Source organism: Chryseobacterium sp. ON_d1, assembly GCF_006829085.1.
Classification (GTDB): Bacteria; Bacteroidota; Bacteroidia; order Flavobacteriales; family Weeksellaceae; genus Chryseobacterium.
On sequence record NZ_BJTC01000022.1, the window covers coordinates 1 to 19,493 of the forward strand.

Annotated in this window: 24 protein-coding genes; 7 read left to right on the plus strand and 17 right to left on the minus strand. The window is 37.4% G+C overall.

The annotated features are described in order from the left end of the window. From CRS_RS24900 to CRS_RS23875, 5 genes are all read right to left on the minus strand, one after another. Positions 1-190: helix-turn-helix domain-containing protein (locus tag CRS_RS24900; RefSeq protein ID WP_142722049.1), on the minus strand; the 190-nt coding region annotated here is incomplete at its 3' end. Positions 191-275: 85 nt separating this feature from the next. Further along, complete coding sequence (locus tag CRS_RS23860) at positions 276-1,130, minus strand: glycine betaine ABC transporter substrate-binding protein (protein ID WP_142726444.1); 855 nt, start codon at positions 1,128-1,130, stop codon at positions 276-278. Between the two features lies 1 nt (position 1,131). Continuing rightward, positions 1,132-1,959 carry a proline/glycine betaine ABC transporter permease gene (locus CRS_RS23865; RefSeq protein WP_047429375.1) on the minus strand — a complete coding sequence of 276 codons (828 nt, stop codon included), beginning with the start codon at positions 1,957-1,959 and terminating at the stop codon, positions 1,132-1,134. A gap of 1 nt (position 1,960) precedes the next feature. Further along, a complete protein-coding gene (locus CRS_RS23870; RefSeq protein WP_142726445.1) occupies positions 1,961-3,211 on the minus strand; it encodes a glycine betaine/L-proline ABC transporter ATP-binding protein in 1,251 nt (416 codons plus the stop codon). A gap of 529 nt (positions 3,212-3,740) precedes the next feature. Then, positions 3,741-4,106: a DUF1304 domain-containing protein gene (locus CRS_RS23875; RefSeq protein ID WP_047429381.1), complete on the minus strand. Its 366-nt coding sequence runs from the start codon at positions 4,104-4,106 to the stop codon at positions 3,741-3,743. 64 nt (positions 4,107-4,170) lie between these two features. On the opposite strand from CRS_RS23875, the gene CRS_RS23880 reads away from it, so the two are divergent. From CRS_RS23880 to CRS_RS23890, 3 genes are all read left to right on the plus strand, one after another. Continuing rightward, complete coding sequence (locus CRS_RS23880; protein WP_142726446.1) at positions 4,171-4,743, plus strand: Crp/Fnr family transcriptional regulator; 573 nt, start codon at positions 4,171-4,173, stop codon at positions 4,741-4,743. 63 nt (positions 4,744-4,806) lie between these two features. After that, positions 4,807-5,238, plus strand: coding sequence for a DoxX family protein (locus CRS_RS23885; RefSeq protein ID WP_172617147.1), 432 nt, complete (start codon positions 4,807-4,809; stop codon positions 5,236-5,238). Positions 5,239-5,245: 7 nt separating this feature from the next. Continuing rightward, positions 5,246-5,689, plus strand: a complete 444-nt coding sequence (locus CRS_RS23890) for a carboxymuconolactone decarboxylase family protein (RefSeq protein ID WP_142726447.1) — start codon at positions 5,246-5,248, stop codon at positions 5,687-5,689. 243 nt (positions 5,690-5,932) lie between these two features. Here CRS_RS23890 and CRS_RS23895 read toward each other — a convergent pair whose 3' ends face one another. The 6 genes from CRS_RS23895 to CRS_RS23920 form a co-directional block, all read right to left on the minus strand. After that, entirely contained in the window at positions 5,933-6,901 is a 969-nt protein-coding gene (locus CRS_RS23895) for a cyclase family protein (protein ID WP_142726448.1), read from the minus strand. 219 nt (positions 6,902-7,120) lie between these two features. After that, the gene (locus CRS_RS23900; protein ID WP_142726449.1) at positions 7,121-8,104 is read right to left on the minus strand and encodes an aldo/keto reductase; all 984 of its coding nucleotides are present in this window, start codon (positions 8,102-8,104) and stop codon (positions 7,121-7,123) included. 211 nt (positions 8,105-8,315) lie between these two features. Further along, positions 8,316-9,071: a type 1 glutamine amidotransferase domain-containing protein gene (locus CRS_RS23905; protein ID WP_228451341.1), complete on the minus strand. Its 756-nt coding sequence runs from the start codon at positions 9,069-9,071 to the stop codon at positions 8,316-8,318. 2 nt (positions 9,072-9,073) lie between these two features. Further along, positions 9,074-9,361, minus strand: coding sequence for a putative quinol monooxygenase (locus CRS_RS23910; protein WP_142726450.1), 288 nt, complete (start codon positions 9,359-9,361; stop codon positions 9,074-9,076). A gap of 2 nt (positions 9,362-9,363) precedes the next feature. After that, entirely contained in the window at positions 9,364-10,248 is an 885-nt protein-coding gene (locus CRS_RS23915; RefSeq protein WP_142726451.1) for an NAD-dependent epimerase/dehydratase family protein, read from the minus strand. Next, positions 10,245-10,862 carry an NAD(P)H-dependent oxidoreductase gene (locus tag CRS_RS23920; RefSeq protein WP_142726452.1) on the minus strand — a complete coding sequence of 206 codons (618 nt, stop codon included), beginning with the start codon at positions 10,860-10,862 and terminating at the stop codon, positions 10,245-10,247. Before CRS_RS23920 ends, CRS_RS23915 begins: the two co-directional genes overlap by 4 nt. A 314-nt stretch (positions 10,863-11,176) precedes the next feature. Here CRS_RS23920 and CRS_RS23925 point away from each other — a divergent pair, with 314 nt between their 5' ends. Then, positions 11,177-11,923: a metallophosphoesterase gene (locus CRS_RS23925; protein ID WP_142726453.1), complete on the plus strand. Its 747-nt coding sequence runs from the start codon at positions 11,177-11,179 to the stop codon at positions 11,921-11,923. Between the two features lie 40 nt (positions 11,924-11,963). Then, positions 11,964-12,863, plus strand: coding sequence for a LysR family transcriptional regulator (locus CRS_RS23930; RefSeq protein WP_142726454.1), 900 nt, complete (start codon positions 11,964-11,966; stop codon positions 12,861-12,863). On the opposite strand, the gene CRS_RS23935 is transcribed toward CRS_RS23930, so the two are convergent. Together CRS_RS23935 and CRS_RS23940 are read right to left on the minus strand one after the other, a co-directional pair. Next, positions 12,837-13,304 carry an N-acetyltransferase gene (locus CRS_RS23935; protein ID WP_142726455.1) on the minus strand — a complete coding sequence of 156 codons (468 nt, stop codon included), beginning with the start codon at positions 13,302-13,304 and terminating at the stop codon, positions 12,837-12,839. The genes CRS_RS23930 and CRS_RS23935 overlap by 27 nt on opposite strands. After that, positions 13,305-13,739, minus strand: a complete 435-nt coding sequence (locus CRS_RS23940) for a GNAT family N-acetyltransferase (RefSeq protein ID WP_142726456.1) — start codon at positions 13,737-13,739, stop codon at positions 13,305-13,307. A 299-nt stretch (positions 13,740-14,038) separates the two neighbouring features. Here CRS_RS23940 and CRS_RS23945 point away from each other — a divergent pair, with 299 nt between their 5' ends. Both CRS_RS23945 and CRS_RS23950 read left to right on the plus strand, forming a co-directional pair. Continuing rightward, positions 14,039-14,914: an aldo/keto reductase gene (locus tag CRS_RS23945; RefSeq protein WP_142726457.1), complete on the plus strand. Its 876-nt coding sequence runs from the start codon at positions 14,039-14,041 to the stop codon at positions 14,912-14,914. A 173-nt stretch (positions 14,915-15,087) separates the two neighbouring features. Continuing rightward, positions 15,088-16,152 carry a nitronate monooxygenase family protein gene (locus CRS_RS23950; RefSeq protein WP_142726458.1) on the plus strand — a complete coding sequence of 355 codons (1,065 nt, stop codon included), beginning with the start codon at positions 15,088-15,090 and terminating at the stop codon, positions 16,150-16,152. 41 nt (positions 16,153-16,193) lie between these two features. Here CRS_RS23950 and murC read toward each other — a convergent pair whose 3' ends face one another. The 4 genes from murC to CRS_RS23970 are packed head-to-tail and all read right to left on the minus strand — an operon-like array spanning position 16,194 to position 19,453. After that, complete coding sequence (murC, locus tag CRS_RS23955) at positions 16,194-17,531, minus strand: UDP-N-acetylmuramate--L-alanine ligase (RefSeq protein ID WP_142726459.1); 1,338 nt, start codon at positions 17,529-17,531, stop codon at positions 16,194-16,196. 6 nt (positions 17,532-17,537) lie between these two features. Beyond that, positions 17,538-17,975: a hypothetical protein gene (locus CRS_RS23960; RefSeq protein WP_142726460.1), complete on the minus strand. Its 438-nt coding sequence runs from the start codon at positions 17,973-17,975 to the stop codon at positions 17,538-17,540. A 14-nt stretch (positions 17,976-17,989) separates the two neighbouring features. Then, positions 17,990-18,796 (minus strand): 1-acyl-sn-glycerol-3-phosphate acyltransferase, encoded by an 807-nt coding sequence (locus CRS_RS23965; RefSeq protein ID WP_062675350.1) that lies wholly within the window; start codon positions 18,794-18,796, stop codon positions 17,990-17,992. Positions 18,797-18,823: 27 nt separating this feature from the next. Continuing rightward, positions 18,824-19,453, minus strand: a complete 630-nt coding sequence (locus tag CRS_RS23970) for a CoA pyrophosphatase (RefSeq protein WP_142726461.1) — start codon at positions 19,451-19,453, stop codon at positions 18,824-18,826. Positions 19,454-19,493: the final 40 nt, after the last annotated feature.

Here is a 19,493-nt window from a genome sequence, read left to right on the forward strand (position 1 = left end):
AATAACTCATGTTTTTTCGAGGGTATAGTCCCGAGATTCCGTACTTGTTATAAAAACCAATCCACTTGCGCAGATTGCTTTCATTAAATCCTTTCTCTGTTGCTATAGATTTAATTGAACAATGAGAATTTTTGTGAAGATTAATACATTCTAGCTTGAAAGCAACGCTAAATTTTTCTTTTCTATACATAAAAAAATGCCCCTAAAAAGTGTCTAACTTTTTGGGGGCAGTCCACATATAGAGCTGAGGATTTTAAATAATACCAAATTGTTTATTAATTTTTGTTTAACCAAGACTGTATCAGTTCCTGGTGATCTTTCACCCATTCTTTGGCAGTGGCTTCTTTGTTTTTACTCTGTTCCATTTTCATTAAAAGATCAGACATGTTCTCATCATCAAAATGAAGTTTTGAAAAGAATATGGCCAGCTCCGGATGATCTTTCGCAAAGCTTTTCCTTGAATAAGTCTTAATCTGTTCCGCTTCACCATAAATCTTTTTGGGATCATCAAGAAACTTAAGCTTCATTTTTCCAAACATCCAATGAGGCTGCCATCCCGTTACCACAATCCATTGTTTGCGCTGTATGGCATTCTGTAACTCGGTGATCATGGCAATGGTAGAGGAGTTGATCTGCTGATAATCCAGTTTATAATCTATGATTGCTTTGTCTGTTCCGGTGGTTAATCCGGCTCCTTTTTCAATGCCTATGATTCTACGATTAAATTGATCTTTATGCTGATTGAGCTCTTCAATAGAGTTCACAGGAACATATTCCGGAACCACCAATCCTATACGGCCGTTGTCGTAATTGGTTCCAAGATGAGTCAGTCCCGGAAATTTAGCGAGCTTTTTTGCGTGAGTGTATGGAAGCCAGACTCCCATGAAAAGGTCTGTATCTTCATTATTCATCGAAGCCAGGATCATATCCGTAGAAGCTTTTTGAATAATAACGTGATATCCCTGTTCATCCAGAATGGCTTTAGCAAGGTGTGTCATCGCAACATCTTCCGCCCAGCCATCTACCATTCCGATGGTGATATATTTAGAGTTTTTTATATTTTCACACGAACTTAATGCTGTAAATAGTAACATTAAAACGGGTAAAAACAGATATTTTAATTGTTTCATCTTATTGCTTTTTCTTTACAAATCCCTGGGTAATACGGTCCAGGATAATGGCTAAAATCACAACGGATAAACCACTTTCAAATCCTAACCCGATATCCAGATTATTAATTCCTTCCAGTACTTTCTCTCCCAAACCACCTGCAGCAATCATTCCTGCAATCACAACCATGGATAAGGATAATAATATCGTTTGATTGATCCCTGTTAAAATCGTTTTCATGGCTAAAGGAAGCTCTACTTTAAACAGAATTTGTCGGTTGGTTGCTCCAAAGGCTCTGGCTGCTTCTACAATATCTTTTGGAACAGCCTCAATTCCTAATGCCGTTAACCTTACTGCAGGCGGCATCGCAAAAATAATCGTTGCAAAAGCACCGGGTACTTTTCCGATACTGAAAAACAGCACCGCAGGAATCAGGTAGACAAACGCTGGCATAGTCTGCATCAGATCCAGTAAAGGACGGATGATTTTGTCTGCTATTTTGCTTTTAGCGGCCAGAATTCCCAAAGGGATAGAAAGGATAAGGGCTGTAATAGTGGAAACAAAGATCAGTGCCAGCGTTTCCATGGTTTCTTTCCATAATCCCATTAAAAATATTAAGCTTAGTCCGGCTGCAGTTACCACAGCGATAGCTTTTCCGGCTTTCCACAGTGCCAAAAGGGTAAAGAAGAGAATAATTACATAAAAAGGTGTGTTTGTTAATACCCATTCAATCCCCATGATAGAGGCATTTCCTAAGTGTTTTATGACATCGAATACAGGTTTTCCGTTTTCTGTGAGCCAATTGATTGCAGTTTCTACATATTGACCTATATCTATAGTTTTATTCATCTTATTGGTTGTTTGCGATTTCTTTTAATTCAATAATTTCTTCTTCGTTAAACTTTGTGGCTTCTATGATCAGAGATAACTGGGTCACAAGACCTAAAAATTTATTGTCTTCATCAATCACGGCAATGGACGATTTATTTTCTGAGATCAGTGGTAACATTTCTTCAACAGTCACTTCAGGATACACTGAAGGAACATTACTGTTGATAATTGATTCTACTGTTGGTTCTTTCTTTTTGGCAATGCGTACGACATCGTTAAGAGTAACAAATCCAAGAAATTTATTCTGAAAATCTACAACAGGTAAGTTTTCCAATCCGGTGGCTCTCATTTTTCGTAAAGCACCCTCAGGACCATCTTTTCTGAAACGGACCACCGTAGCTTTATCAAACATTAAAGATCTTGCTGTAATAATGGTTTTACGGTCTACTTTTTCTACGAACGCTTTTACATAGTCGCTTGCTGGGTTGGTTAAAATTTCTTCCGCTGTTCCTATCTGTTCTATGACTCCATCTTTCATGATGACGATACGGTCTCCGATTTTAATGGCCTCATCCAGATCATGGGTAATGAAGACGATGGTTTTCTGTAAGGTATTCTGCAGTTCAAGCATCTGATCCTGCATTTCAGATTTTATCAATGGGTCAAGTGCAGAAAAGGCTTCGTCCATAAGCAGTACCTCAGGATCATTGGCCAAAGCTCTTGCTAACCCTACTCTCTGTTGCATTCCTCCTGAAAGTTGTGAAGAGTATTGGTTTTCAAAACCGGTTAATCCTACGATATCCAGTGCTTTCTGTGCCTTTTTATCGCGTGAAGCTTTATCTTCTCCTCTTATTTCCAGCCCAAAACCGGCATTGTCTAGAACCGTATGATGGGGGAGTAATCCGAATTTCTGGAATACCATGCTCATTTCCGTTCTTCTTACTTCCAGCAGTTCTTTGTTGTTTTTGCTGGTGATATCATCGTCATTGATGTATACTTTTCCGGAAGTAGGCTCATTCAGTCTGTTAAGACAGCGCAGTAAAGTAGATTTTCCACTTCCTGACAGTCCCATGATGACAAAGAATTCCCCTTCATAGATTTCAAAACTGGCTTTGTTGATTCCTATGGTGCAGCCAGTTTTTTCAAGAATTTCCTTTTTGGAAAAACCTTTGTCTAAAAGTTCCTGTGCTTTTTCTTTGTTTTTACCAAAGATGATAGTCAGGTCTTCAACCTTAAGTTTTACTTTTCGAGTGTTTTCATTTTTTTCCATATTCAGAATTTTTCAATTAATAATTGGATATAAAAACTGTACATCAATTCATTATATCCATTTAGCTTTAGTTGTTCTGGTGATGACGATAGGATAAAATAACCTGCCAAGCCATTAGTGATAAAAGCTTCAAACAAAAAAATAACAGCATAAAGACCTGATGGCCTTATGTTTATTTTAAATATTTCAATAGATTATACTCTAGAAAAAGAGTGTATTATGTAAAAAGAAACTGATCTTTTACATAGATTCTACAATTAAATTACGGATGAGGTAATTAAAGATATGTGTACTGAACAACTTGAATGGCTACATTTCATCAAAATGCTTGCCAGCATCAAAAAACTGTATATCAATTTCTGATGACGGTGCAAATTTACGAATTTTATATTAAATGGATTTTTATGGCTGTAATGTGTTGGTTTTCAGTGTTGTTTTAAATCAGGTGTTTCACGGCATTTTTTCTCTTATCATTTAAGTTAAGAGAATATTGATGTGAGAAGAAACTTTGACGATAAACTCGTAAGGCTTATTTCAATAAAACGGCAATAATAGCAAGGATGGCAGGTAAAGCCTGAACGAAAAAAATTTTTTTAGTGGCAGAAATTGCTCCGTAGATTCCGGCAACGGCTACACATCCTAAAAAGAATAGCGCTACATTGGTCTGCCATTGCGGATCTTTAATCAGAAACGACCAGATCAGTCCGGCAGCCAGAAAACCATTGTAAAGCCCCTGATTGGCAGCGAGTCCTTTGGTTGGCTTAAACATTTCTGCAGGCAGAGCCGCTTTAAAAACTTCTTTTCCTTTGGTTTCCCATGCGAACATTTCCATCCAAAGAATATAAAGGTGTTCCAGTGCAACAACAGCGATCAGAATTTTAGCAACGATTTCCATGATTCAATATTTTCTCATTGTAAAACTAAAAAAATAAAGTTAAGTTTGAGTATTAATTCTTACAATGGACTCATTCAAATCGCATTTAAGCAAATTTATTACTGTAACTGACGAGGAATATACTTCTATTGTGTCCTTTTTTCAGATTCTTGATGTGAAAAAGAAACAGAATCTTGTGTTGGAAGGAGAGATCTGCCGGACGATGTATTTTGTGGTGAAAGGATGTCTGAGAAAGTTCTTCATCAACGAGAAAGGGGTGGAACAAACTACTGAATTTGCCATTGAAAATTGGTGGATTACAGACACATTCGCTTACGAAAGACAAATAAAAACCAGCTTTTCTATACAGTCGGTAGAACATTCTTCTGTTTTGATGATTGATTTGGAACGTCAGGAAGAATTATTACAAAAGCATCCTGTAATGGAAAGGTATTTCCGTATGGTCTATCAGCGGGCATATGCTGCTGCTGAACGCAGAATCCGTTATTTGTATGAAATGTCCAGAGAAGAACTTTATGTGCATTTCAGTACATTATATCCATGGTTTATTCAAAGAATTCCTCAATACCTGATTGCTTCCTTTTTGAATCTAACTCCGGAATATCTGAGTGAAATCAGAGCCAAATTACGTTCTTAAACCAGTTTAAGTTTTTTACAGATCAGAAGCCGGAAATTTGTCATGTGATTAAAAGCTAATGCAATGACAGATACCAAAAATCAATTTCCACAAATCTATTTAAGGCTGGCTCTAGCCATTACCATGCTTTCTGCAGTAGCAGACCGGTTCGGGTTATGGAGCAAAGAAAATTCTTCATGGGGAAACATGGAAAGCTTTAAACAATACACAAGGCAACTGACATTTTTTCTTCCGGAATCTCTGAGTACATTTTCAGCATATGCTGCTACCTTTTTGGAAATTCTTTTTCCTTTAATGCTGATTTTAGGATATAAAACAAAAATGGCTGCCTACGGAAGCTGTATCTTATTGTTGGTTTTTGCCATATCCATGACCATTGCATCTGGACCAAAAGCCCCGCTGAATTACTCTGTATGGGTGGGAAGTGCTGCTGCACTTTTACTGGCGGTACAACAACATTATTCTTTAAGTATAGATCAATTAACCAAAAAATAATAATATTATGAGCGCAAGATTGAATATTGCAACAGTAGATTCAGCAGCATATAAAGCAATGCTGGGATTGGAAGGATATTTACAAACTATTTCTTTGACACCCATTCAGAAGGAGCTGATTAAGATCAGAGCTTCACAGATCAATAAATGTGCTTTTTGCCTTGATATGCATACAAAAGATGCTATTAAATACGGAGAAAATCCTCAAAGAATCTTTATTCTGAACGGATGGACAGAAGCCAAAGAATTTTTCACCGAAGAAGAGCAGGCATTATTGGCAATGACAGAAGAAATTACCCTGATAAGCGACAAGGGATTAACTGAAGAAACCTATCAGAAAGCAAAGTCATTCTTTGATGATAACCAAATCGCTCAAATTATCATGGCAATCATTACGATCAATGCCTGGAACAGAATTGCAGTAAGTACTCATCTTCCGATTGCAAAATAGTGAAGTCGGGAAGATGAGTGATGGAGGATGGAAGTTGATGAAGACTGCATCATCTACGGATGTTTACTTTATTTTAAGAAACGGCCTTTCAAATTTTTGAAAGGCCGTTTTGATACAAGATGAAAAGTGACAATGTAGCACCGTTTGGGTATTAATTCTAAAATAAATTCTAAGGTTAATTTTATTTTTTAAAACAGAATTACATTGTCTCTTCGTTTCTCAGATATATTGTAAGTATTTAAATTAATAAATAGCCACAGGATTTACATTCACCTGAGTAGAGCCAACATATAAAGACTGTCCCAGCACGAATAAAAATTCCCAGATTTTTTGTTTCACCAACGGACGGCTGTCTATCAGTTCCAGGTTATAGATTCCTTTTTTGGCCAGCATAAACTGGTTGATAGGGAATTCTTCTTTACTTTTTGGGTTAGGATAGACTTCAGAAGCCCAGGTGTCACCGCCAAAAGCTACGATGCCCTGATCGGCTAGCCATTTTGCAGCGTCCATTCCGATTCCCGGTTCAGTTTCCAGGAATTGCTGGTTGTTTTTACCAATCAACTCAAGCCATCCGGTATTAAACAGTATAATATCGCCTTTTCTCAGGGTAAGCCCCTGCTTCTTTAAAACAGATTGGATGTCTTCCACCGTAAATTCTGTTCCTCCCGGTACAATTGATTTTCCATAATGGGCAGTCATATCAAGAATTACACCGCGGGTAACGAAAGGAGGAACTTTTTCAACACCCAGTTTTTTCACCCCTTCTACGGTTACAAAGTCTGTTGCTTTATTTCCGTTGTAGTACGTGTTATCAATCCCGATGTGTCCGATTCCGTTAAGCTGGGTTCCCACGCCGGTCCATCCGTTCACCAGTTCGTCATTGAAGGTGAATTTGTTTGGTCCTATGCTTTTTCCGCCCTGTTCTCCGGGTTGAATATTGTATAAATTAAAACTTCTGTGTCTGAAAGCAGGTAGATTTTTATCAATCGGAACCGCAAGCGCCAGCGTTTTACCTTGTTTCACGAGCCCTAATGCCTGTTTTACAACTTCAGGTGTCAATAAATTAGCAGCTCCGATCTCATCTTTTGTTCCATAAGCAGAAGGAAACCATGATTGGTCTTCCGGATTAACGAGGGTCTGAGCATTTAATGCAATGCCGTTTATAGTCAATAGTGTCGCTAACCAGAACACTTTGATCAGATTATTTTTCATTTTTATAAGGATTGAGGTTAAAAGAAAGGAAGCTGGAAGCTGGGAGAGGGAAGTTCTATTAGTGTATTGATAATTAGGTGGTTTTTATGCACTTTTCTGCATGTAACAAAGAGATTCCTCCTACGTCGGAATGACAGTTGGAGTTCAATCGTAAACCAATCTATTGGTTATCCGACATCAATAACTTCAATCTTCCAGCCTCTTTCTTCCAGCTTTATACTATATCTCGCTCAAAGCCGAATTGATAAACTTCAGTTCTTCCTGTGAAAGATCAATAGACATTGCTTTTGCATTTTCGATGGCTTGCTGCGCATTTCTTGCTCCCGCCAACACTACTGTAATAGCTGGCTGAAGGGTAGTCCATCTTAAAACAAGCTGAGAAAGGCTGGCTCCTTTTTCCTGAGCAATAGGTTCAATTTTTTCTAAGAAAGTTTTTACTTTATTCAAATCAAACTGAGAGAAATATCCGTTTCTGTGGTCATTATCTTTCAATTGGGTTTCTTTGAAATATTTACCGGTTAAAAGACCTCTTTCCATCGGACTGTACACGATAATTCCTGAATTGTTTTCCAAAGAATAAGGAACAAGATCATTTTCAATAGCACGGTTCAGCATACTGTAAGAAACCTGGTTGCTGGCAAGCTTTAAGGTTCTGTTAGCTTCTTCCATTTGAGCCACGCTGTAATTGCTTACCCCTGCGGCACGGATTTTTCCCTGCTGGATCAATAGTTCCATAGCTTCCATTGTTTCGCAGATAGGTGTAGTACTGTCCGGCCAGTGAAGCTGTAAAAGATCGATATAATCTGTCCCTAATCTTTTTAAACTCTCTTCAACTTCCTTGATGATGTTTTCTTTAGAAGCTAATTTGTACACCGGAAGAACTTGTCCTTCATCTTCTGCATCAAAGAAAAATTCTCCCTTACCATTATTGCTTCCGTCCCATACCAATCCGAATTTTGTCAAAAGCTGGATTTTTGAACGGTCCTTTCCTTTGATAGCCTCACCTATCATTTCTTCACTCAATCCGAAACCGTAGAATGGTGCAGTATCGATAGATGTTACACCATGATCCAATGATGCGTGAATAGAATTAATAGAATCCTGTTTTTCATTACCTCCCCACATATTTCCGCCGATTGCAAATGCTCCGTGTGTGATTGTTGATAATTCTAAATCAGTGTTTCCTAATTTTCTGTATTCCATTTTGTTTTAATTGTTATGTGTAAACCACCCCGTCAAAAATTCTTTGAATTTTCGCCACCCCTCCACTGGAGGGGAATTCTCGCCGTTTCAATGTTGACACTTTTAAGAACTTTTCGATATAAAAAGACTTTAAATATTCTTCTCTGTATTCTGATTAGAAACTTCTTTTTATTTAAGTGTCTGAAACTTTTGTGACTTTTATGGTTAAAAATTATTTGTTATTTAATTCCTTTAAAATTGCTTCTCCAACACTCTTTGCAGACTGTGGATTCTGTCCTGTGATCACTCTCTGATCCGTTACCACATGATTCTGCCAAAGCCCTGATTTTTCAAATTTTGCTCCTCTTTCTTTCAGCTTATCTTCCAATAAGAAAGGAACAACATTCGTTAATTTTACTTCAGACTCCTCTTCATTGGTAAAAGCATTGATTTTCTTGCCGTCTACAAGATATTCTCCATTATTCAGTTTGATATTCACCAAACCTGCGGGACCATGACATACTCCGGCTACAATACCGCCGTTTTCATAGATTTTGGAAGCAATGTCCGCCAGTTCCTGATTATCTGCAAAATCCCACATCGCACCGTGCCCTCCGGCATAAAAAATGGTTGAATACTCCTTAGGATCGACCTGTGACGGCGTCATAGAATGGTCAATTTTGTTTTTATATTCCTTGTTCTCCCAGAATTCTTTGTTGACAGGATCTTTCAAATCGAAACCATCTACCGGAGGAGTTCCGCCTTGTGGACTTACAAAGTCTATTTCATATCCTGCCTTGTGAAGGACTTCCCATGGGTGGGAGACTTCACCCAGATAATATCCTGTATCTTCGCCAGTGCTGCCTTTTTTATCATGACTGGTTACGACAAATAAAATTTTCTTTTTCATATTTTTTGATTTTTTGGTTTGTGCATGTACAAATCCTACTGTAAGGACTGCCAGCATTAAGAACGCTAATTTTTTCATGATTAAATGATATGGGTAGTATAAATCTGTGGTTTCTCCTGAAGCTTTTCTTCAACCAAAGCTCCGAAAGCCTGGATGTAAGGCTGCTGATTATGCTGAGCCAGTCCTTCCTCGCTTTTCCAGATTTCGTAGAAAACAAATTCATTTTTGTTTTCAATTCCCTGGTGTAAGCTGTAAAGTTCACAAGCTTCTTCTTTTCTCGTTTCTTTTACCATATTTTGAAGAACTTCCAGTACTTCGGCCTGATGTTCTTCTTTTGATTTTATAATCGCTGTGAGATGAATTTTCATATTTAAATAAAATTTTCAATTGAATTATACACCGGGTTCCATCCCAGTTCTGTTTTGGCTTTACCTGCACTGCATATACTGTTGGATGCAAATCCGAAATAGCCGCCCGCAGGACCAAAATTGTCAACAGCATCCTGTACGCTTAAAGATCTGGCAGGTTCCAGATGATATTTTTTGCTGATGATTTCCGCAATGTTTTTTAAAGATGAGGCTCCGTTTTCTGCATAATAAATGGAACCTTCTTTTGCTTTTTCCAAGGCCAGTACATAAAGATCTGCCAAATCTTCAATATGTAAATTGGACCAGATGTTTTCACCTTCGCCAAAATAAACACCATGTCCTTTTTTCTGTGAGAAATTAATCAGAGCAGGGATCTGGATGCTGTCTTTTTTTATTCCCAGGCCTTCTCCATACACCATGGCAGGAACAATAACGATACTTCTTATCTTCTTTTGAACCGATTGAAGTACATGATTATTGATAAGTACTCTTGATGCCATTTCCAGTCTTGGAGTCAAAGGGAAATCTTCTGTATAAACAAAATCACTTTTTTTTCCATTTTCTTTACCTCCAAAAATCGCAGATCCTGAAGTAAAGATAAATGTTTTATGACTTCCCTCCAGAGCTTTGATCAGGTTATCTACAACATAGGCATCGTCTGCAGAGTCTGCATTGTGAATGACTGCTTCAACATCGGCAACGGCTGCTTTTATAAGATTTTCATTGTGGATATTCCCGACAATTGTCTTGATTCCCAATGATTCAAGCTCCTGTACATGAGCTTCATTACGGATTAATCCGGTCACTTCATAATTTCTGTCAAGCAGTTTTTTTGCGATAGTTCCGCCAATATAGCCGGTAATACCTGTGATCAGTACTTTTTTCATGATACCAATTCTGGTTTTAATTCTTTTTCAAAAACATTTCTCACATGCTCTCTGTAAAGCTTCATATCGCGTTCTATATTAGCATTTTTCTCTACATCGTGGAAGTGGAAGCTTTCCATTTTTTCCATAGAAACAAAAGCATTCATTCTGTGGAAACCAAATAACGGACCTTCATCCACGCTTTTTTCATTAAAGAACTCTCCTGGAAGCGTGAAAGCAGTTGCTGGAGCGTTCCAGCTTGTAGTCAGCATATATTTTCTGCCACCAAGCATTCCTCCTGTTCCATAGTTGATTTCCGGATTTTCAGCTTTTCTTCCGTCACTCATATAAATTCCTTTGGCATGACCTGCAGTGAATACTTCGTCAATATATTTTTTCAATCCGTTCGGAAGCTGGAACCACCAGATCGGAGTGTGGTAAATAATATAATCTGCCCATACAAACTTCTTCACTTCTTCGTCTTTATCATAATTTTCACTTACATTAGTGATCTTTATTTCCACATTATCAAATTCTTTAAGAGCTGCTATTGTATTTTCTGCGATGGTCTGATTATATTTTCCTCCGGAATGTCCGAAATTCTGTCCTCCGTTGATAATTAGTACTTTTTTCATTTTTTATGATTGTTTAAATTTTACTCTGCAAAGTTAGATCAGATGCTTGTATAATAAAAATAATATAAATTATATGAAAGTATTATTAAAATTATAGTTTGTTGAATTTAAGATTGAGAGTGGATGGTGAATGGTCAATAGCGAATAGTCAATTCGCTTTGCTTGTGAATTTTTGTGTATATACCAGTTCACTATTGACTTTGCGAAGCAAAAATTGACAATTTACTTTTTCTCATTTCATGGTAAAATGTCATATTATATCTGAACTGGAATTCTTTTCTGTCGTGTAAATTTGTCTAACAAATTGAAGGACAATGATACAGATAGCGGTTTTTAGTGATGTGCATGGAAATCTGCCTGCATTAGAAGTAGTGTTGAAAGATATAGAGCAAAGAGGAATTGGGCTGAAGTTCTGTCTTGGAGACCTTGTAGATTTTGCACCCTGGGGAAATGAAGTGATCGAAAAAATAAGAAGCCTGAACATTCCCTGTCTTATGGGAAATCATGATGAAAGAATAGCCTTTGATATTCCTGTAATTCCTTTGTCTAAACATTCAGAAGAAGAGACTGAGGCCCGGTTCATTGCCATAGACCATTCTAAAAAACATATTACAGAACAGAATAAAAAATTTCTTGCTGAACTTCCTTTTCATTTAAAATTAAATTATAAAACAGGTAAAAAACACTGGAACATTCAGTTGGCTCATTCCAGTCTGGAAAGCAATGATACCTATCTGTATGAATCAGAAAATGATAAGGTTTTTAGGTTGATGCTGGAAAGTGCAGATGCTGATCTGATTGTGATGGGGCATACCCATCTGTCATTTAAAAAACAGTTTGAAAATAATACATGGGCTGTCAATTGTGGTTCTGTAGGCCGTTCCAAAGAGGAGAATAGACTGGCTTCTTATTTGGTATTGACTTTGGACGAAGAAAAAATCACGCCTGAAATTGTACAATTATCTTATCCGATTGATGAAACCGCCCGTCAGATAAGGGAAAGCGGCATTCCCGATTATTATGCATCATTTCTAAAGAATGAAAATGTATTAATATTATAATTATTTTGTAAATTTACATCAGAATATTAATAATTAAGTCATGGTTAATTTAGAATGGTATCGCACTTTTAAAGCGATCTATAAAACCGGGACACTGACAGGCGCAGCAGATGCTTTATTCATTTCGCAGCCGGGAGTTAGTCTTCATTTAAGCTCTTTGGAAGCTTATGTAGGGTATAAACTGTTCGACAGAACCGGTAGAAAAATGATTCCTACGGAACGCGGAAAAGTATTATTTAATGCAGTTACCGAACCACTTACCAAACTGGAGGAAGTGGAGAAAAATTTTCAGAAATCCACAGAAAAACTTACGCCCACCATTAGCGTGGGAATGTGTTTTGAGACCTTCCAGACTACCCTGGAACAGTATGTTTCTTCACTGCCTTTTAACCTGATCATCAATTTTGGAGAATATCCCGAAATGCTGGATCAGCTGGATAAAGGAATTCTGGATCTTATCATCACCCCGAAAAAAGGATCTTCACCCAATATAGAACATGAAGCATTCTCTTCTGAACAGATTATTCTGGTAGGAGGGAAAGATGTAGATACTGTGGCTTTCAATAAAGTTTTAAAAACAAAAGATGCCGAGCAGATAGAGGAATGGCTGAAGAACGAAAAATGGTACGGAACTACAGGAGATATGGAACATCTTTTCCAGTTCTGGACCTTGAATTTTGGCCATAAACCGAATTTCCGGCCCAATTATATCGTTCCTAATCTGAATTCAATCATCCGTTGCCTGAAAGGAGGAACAGGATTAGCCGTAGTTCCTGATTTTCTATGCAAAAACGACATCGAAAGCGGTGATGTGAAACTGATCTGGGAAGGAAAGAAAAAGCTGGAAAATACCTTGTATTTCGGATGCCGTAAAAAAACGAATTATCAATCCGAAATAGAACATATTAAAGGGTTATTCCGGCAGGTGATGGGTAAGTAAAATCATATCCCGCATCTGTAAACCGTTTTCATAAATGGGAAATGGATAATTTTCAATAAAGAAATCTTTCCGGATTCCGGTTTTTATGAAACCGTTTTTCTCATAAAATCTGATCTGTTGGAAGCCGGTGTCCGATGTTCCAACAGTCAGTGTTTTATAATGATTTTCTCTGGCAATTTCCTTGGCCTTCTTCATCAGAATGCTTCCGATTCCTTTACTTCTGTAGCTTTCAATCACAGCAATATTTTTAATTTCTATTTCTGTATCACTGGTTTTGAATAATGCCATCACAGCAATATCTTCTATGCCGTCATGTAAAAGATAGATGTCAGATTTGAAAATATACTGATCAATGGCTTCTTTGGTTTCATCAGCAAGAAGGAGCAAGTGATAGGGGATTTCCGAATCAGAATGTAATGGATTGAATGATAAGTTTTCCATTTACAGGCTCATATGAATAAGTGGATAATCTTTTCCGGAACCATCTTTTTCTGACCTTCCAATCTTTTTGAAACCCATTTTTTCGTAAAAACCAATGGCCTGAGGATTCTGTTCATTAACATCCACTTTGGTGAGGCCGGTCTTCTCTTTCATAAACTGATAAAGTGCTTTGCCATAACCTTTTCCACGGGTATTATTATGAATGAAAAGCATTTCCAGGTTGCCTTCTGCTACTGAAGCAAATCCTTTAGCCTCATTATCTTCAGTAATTAAATAAACTTCCAGATTAGGAAGATAATCTCTTGGAATGGCTTCTTTAAAATAATTGAAATCTTCTTCAGAAAGAAAATCGTGAGTGGCTTTTACTGCTGATTCCCATATTTCCATAATTCTTGGATAATCTTCTGCATGAGCCAGCCTGATATATTGTGACATAATTTTTTGAATTTGAACAAAAATAGAGAAAATTGAGGAGGAATGCTAGCAGGAGTGAAGATTTAAGGATGGAAGATGGGGCTAGAAGTTAGAAAAAGTAGCATGATAAGTTTTATAGTCTGTTATCATTCCCCTTACTTAAAGGGGTGGATTTTTGAAAAGCAAAAAGACGGGGTAGTTTAAAAAAGTAATACAAGAGCAGTCTATTAACATAAAACAGTAAAATTGGTAGACAGAATTCCCGATTTTTTGTTGCAAATTTGTTTATTCCTTTATATTAATCATTAAAATAAAGACTTATGCAAAAGAAAACCTATGCAGGACAACCTGTGGTAACATTAAATAACGGAGTGGATATTCCGGCTTTAGGCTTTGGAGTTTGGCAGATGGACGATCTGAAAGAATGTGAAAATGCAGTCATAAAAGCTATTCAGACAGGATACAGAATGATAGATACTGCTGCTATCTATCAGAATGAGACTGCAGTAGGGGCTGCCGTAAAAAACAGTGGTATAGACAGAGATGAACTGTTTATCACATCAAAAGTATGGGTTCAGGATCATGGATATGAAAAGGCTAAAAGTGCTTTCCAGAGAACATTAAACAGACTGCAGATGGATTATCTTGATATGTATCTTATCCACTGGCCATATGGGGATTTTCTGGGAACATGGAAAGCTTTGGAGGAATTATATCAGGAGGGAAAAATCAAAGCCATTGGGGTATGTAATTTTACTGTGGAGAAACTGGAAGAACTGAAAGCGAATTCAACTGTTTTACCGGTAATTAATCAAATTGAACTGCATCCTGTATTTCAGCAAAAAGAATTACAGGTGTATGACAGAGAAAATAATATCATAACACAGCCTTGGAGCCCGCTTGGGAACGGTAATGCCAATCTTTTAAGCAATCCTGACCTTAAAGCAATTGCTGAAAAATATGGTAAAACGGTTGCACAGGTTATTCTCAGATGGCATTTACAGGAAGGATTTGTGGTGATTCCAAAATCTGTGACCCCGTCAAGAATTGAAGAAAACTTTAATGTATTTGATTTTGAACTGACAGAAGAAGAAATGAATGTAGTCCGTTCATTGGATACTGGGAAAAGATTATTCTTTGATCCTAAAGATCCTGAATGGGAACAAAAAATGTTAAATTCCGTAGCGGATATTTAATAAAGAATATAAATTAATCATATTCCCACAGCTCTCACAAATTCACAGATTACAATCTGTATTTTCCGTGAAAGCTGTGGGAATTGTATTTTTCATTAAATGTGAAGAATATCATTTACTGTTGAAAATGAGGTATTCCTATTTTTTGTACCTTTTTAATTAAAATAATTCTTATGTTTTGGCCAGATACAATCCGTAAAAAACTAGGGATACAATACCCTGTTATTCAGGCTCCGATGTTTGGAGTAAGCACAGTACAGATGGCTGCAGCAGCGGCTAAAGCAGGCTGTCTGGGATCACTGGCACTGGCAGATCTTTCCGCAGATCAGTGTGCTGAACTGGTCAGGAAAATGAAGGAACTGACAGACAGACCTTTTTCAGCTAATATATTTACCCATCACATTCCTGAAGTGACGGATGGTTTAAAAGAAAAGTATATTAAAACCAAACAGTTTATCCAGCAGCTGGCCAGAAAAAATGATATTGAAGTAGATCTTCCGGAACTTGAAACAATCAGTTTAAAAACTTATCATGAGCAGGTGGATGCCATCATTGAAGAAAACTGTAAAATTTTAAGCTTTACATTCGGAAATCTGGATGTTCAGAGTATTCAGAAATTAAAAGAAAACGGAGTTACCCTTATCGGAACCTGTACGTCTGTGAATGAAGCTTTGCAGCTTGAAAAATCAGGTATTGATATCATTTGTGTTCAGGGAATAGAAGCAGGAGGCCACAGAGGAAGTTTTGACGCGGAGCACATTCCGCAGATAGGAGGGTTGTCTCTGCTGTCTCAGGTATATGACCAGGTCAATGTCCCTTTGGTCTATGCAGGAGGAATCTATCATGCAAAGACTTTAAAGGCTGTTAAAGATTTGGGCGCAAAGGGATTCCAGGTGGGAAATCTTTTATTGGCATCACAGGAGAGTGCTTTGCAGCCTTTTGAAAAGGAAAGACTGAAAAAAGTAAGAGAAGAAGAAATTGTTTTAACGAAGAGCTTTTCCGGACGATATGCCAGAGGAATAAAAAATCAATTTATAGAAACGGTTGAAAACTCAGAATATATTTTACCCTATCCTTATCAGAACAAGCTGACCAATGCCTTACGCAAAGCAGCAAAATCCTTGCAAAATCCAGAATTTGTAGGAATCTGGGTTGGACAGTCTATTCACCGGTATAGTGAACTTTCCACAGAAGAAATTCTGAAAGGTTTAATTAGGCAGTGTGAAAAATACAGGTAATAAATAAAAAAGCTTCAGATCATACTTCTGAAGCTTTTTGTTTATTTTGTTAAATCAAGACCACCGAAATTTCCGGAACTCATCATCAGGTAAACACCATCTGTTTTATCCAGCGTATTCCAGTAGGCATGAAGATCTTCAGCATTGGTAAAAACCTTTAAATTCTCATTCCTGAATTTTTCTTTGATAAATTCAGGAGAAATAGGCTCCATTCTTTTGATCTTTAAAGCCTCTTCAGAGTAGAAGACAACAGCTTCATCCAGACCATCCATAGCATGGTCATACTGTTCAAGGAAAGCCGGATTTAAGCTTGAATAGGTATGCAGTTCAAGAAATCCATATTTCTGATCTTTCTTAAACTGTTCGGTAAATGCTTTTACTGCAGCCTTTACCTTACTTGGAGCATGGGCAAAGTCTTTGTAAAGTATTCCTTTATCTTCTCTTTCCACTTTTTCCAGACGTTTGGAGGCTCCTTTGAAGCTCATGATAGCCTCATAGAAATCTTCATCCATAATGCCAAGCTGCTGGCAGATATGTCTTGCTCCTTCAAGGTTTAACAGGTTATGCGCTCCAAAAACAGACAGCGGGACATCTCCCATTTCCGTTTTTAGATATACCTTACCATTACTGATTTCGTATTCAGGAGTTTTATAAGGAATTTTTCTGAAATAATTTTCTGCATTTTCCACCACTTTTACTACTTCCGCATCTTCTTCATTGTATACAAGAACACCTCCTGCAGTAATGCTTGCTACAAATTTTCTGAACTGTTCAATATAATCGTCAAATGTTTTGAATACATTGATATGGTCCCATGCAATCCCACTCATTAAAGCAATATTCGGCTGGTACAGTAAAAACTTTGAACGAAGATCAATAGGAGAGGAAAGATATTCGTCACCCTCCAGCACCATGAAATCATTATCCTGGGTAAGCTTTACCATACAGTCAAAACCTTCAAGCTGGGCACCTACCATGAAATCCACTTCTTTCTGGTGAAAATTCAATACATGAAGGATCATTGAGGTAATCGTTGTTTTACCATGTGATCCTGCAATGACAACCCTGGTTTTATTTTTAGACTGTTCGTAAAGAAATTCCGGATAAGAATATATTTTCAGACCCAGTTCCTTTGCTCTTGCCAGCTCAGGATTATCCTGGTGGGCATGCATCCCAAGAATAACAGCATCGATATCCGGGGTAATCTTTTCCGGGAACCAGCCCATTTCCTGAGGCAGAATTCCTTTCTTTTCCAGTCTGGATTTTGAAGGCTCAAAAATGGCATCATCAGAACCTGTCACCTGATATCCTTTATCTTTTAATGCGATTGCAAGATTATGCATGGCACTTCCGCCAATGGCAATGAAATGGGTTTTCAATTGTATTTACTGTTTTTTAACATTAGTATTAATGATCTGCTGGAAAGCCTCCAGAATGTTATTCCAGTTGGTCTGGTAATTCGGGATGATCATGCTTGCATCTGTTTTACTGCCTTCATTAGGGCCTTTTCTGACATTGATGGAAGTTGAAATATTGTCATACAATTTTTTACGGTCTTCCTGTATTCTTCTGAAATTGTTCTGAGAAAGAACCTGGTCCAGTTTCTTTAAATCTTCATCAGAAATTTTAAAATCCTGTTTATATTTCTTTCCCTGTCCTTCAAAAGAATAATGTACATTATTACCTTTTATAAGCAGATTTTCATAAATGGGAGCAAAGCCACCGCTTTTCGAATAGCTGATGTCAAAATCCGAATATACTTTCTGGCTGTTGCATGAAACTAATACTATGATTGCGAATAATATTCCAAGTATTTTGTTCATAATTTTAATTTACTTTAATTATTTGAGTCCTTTTGTTCTAATTTTTTAGCTTTAAGTTCTTCATCATAACTGTGTAATAAATTGAAATCTTCTGTCTGCTCAATAGCAGTCATGATTTTCAATAGAATTTCCGGTGCTTTTTCATTGTCATAATCAATATCCAAAGGGGCTTTGAATTCCATCGTAGGCTTTACACCGGTTACCTTTACGCGGAGTCCTTTTTTATCAAAAGCTCTTCTGAATCCGTTTATTTTGATCGGAATGACAATCGGGCGCTGATTTTTTACCAGTTTGGCAGTTCCTCTTCGCCCCTGGGCAAAAGCTGAAGTGGTTCCCTGAGGGAATGTGGCTACCCATCCATTATCTAATGCCTTCATGATATTGTCTACCTCACTCATATCAACCATTCTGTTAACATTTTTACCTTCTGATCTCCATGTTCTTTTTACGGTAACAGCTCCTGCTATTTTAAAGATTTTAGGGAGAATCCCTTTATTCATCGTTTCTTCAGCTGCTACATAATAAAAATCAATCTTTGGATTCAGCAGATAAATCGGGTTTTTAATGGTATTTAAATATCCGTTATTAACAGCGCAGAAAGCGTGGTACATGGCTGCTACATCTGCAAAATAAGTCTGATGATTAGACACAAACAATACATTGGAATCCGGAAGATCCACAAGATGTTCTGTGCCGGTAATCTTCAGTTTATTAAAGCCATTGAACCTTCTGTAGGATACAATACCTAAAATAAAAATAATAAACCTTTTCAAAAAATAAGGTGTTCCGAATGCATCGGTGAAAATATTTTTCTTCGCCATCTCTCAATTAAACACGGTAGTGCAAAGTTACATTTTTTTCAGCAACTGGCTGAATTCGCTTAATATCATTGCTGTAGCCCCCCAGATAATATACCCGTTGAAATTAATGACAGGAACTTCATGTCCGCCTGCACTTGGCAGAGCCATAATTTCGGGAGTATCTGAAAGGTTCAGAAAAGAGGTGATGGGAAATTCTATAGTTTCCACGGCTTCCGTCTGCTGAAGAACGAAGGCAGGATTTTTTTTAGTATAGGAAATATAAGGGTATACATAAAAATTGCTAGGCGGGATATAAATAGGAGACATTTCTCTGATGATCCTTACATAATGTTTGTCTATTCCGATCTCTTCAGAGGTCTCCCGAACTGCTGTCTCGGCAAAATCCCTGTCCATTTCCTCACGTTTTCCACCAGGTAATGATATCTGCCCGCTGTGTCTGTCGTGCTCGTTAATGGTTCTTTGAATCAATGGAAAATACCATTCGTTGTCTTTAAGGTATAAAACGATGTTGACGGCTGCAAATTTGGGATTTTTTGCCAATACCTCATCGTAAGTAAAAACAGGACGGTAGGGAGGAGAGAAGACTCCATGTGCATGTTCACCGGGAAGTTCCACGCTTTTTATTTTTCTCAATAAATCTTTTCCAAAATTTTCCATAGCTCAAATTTAGCAATATATCTTGAAGTAATAAGGGCCT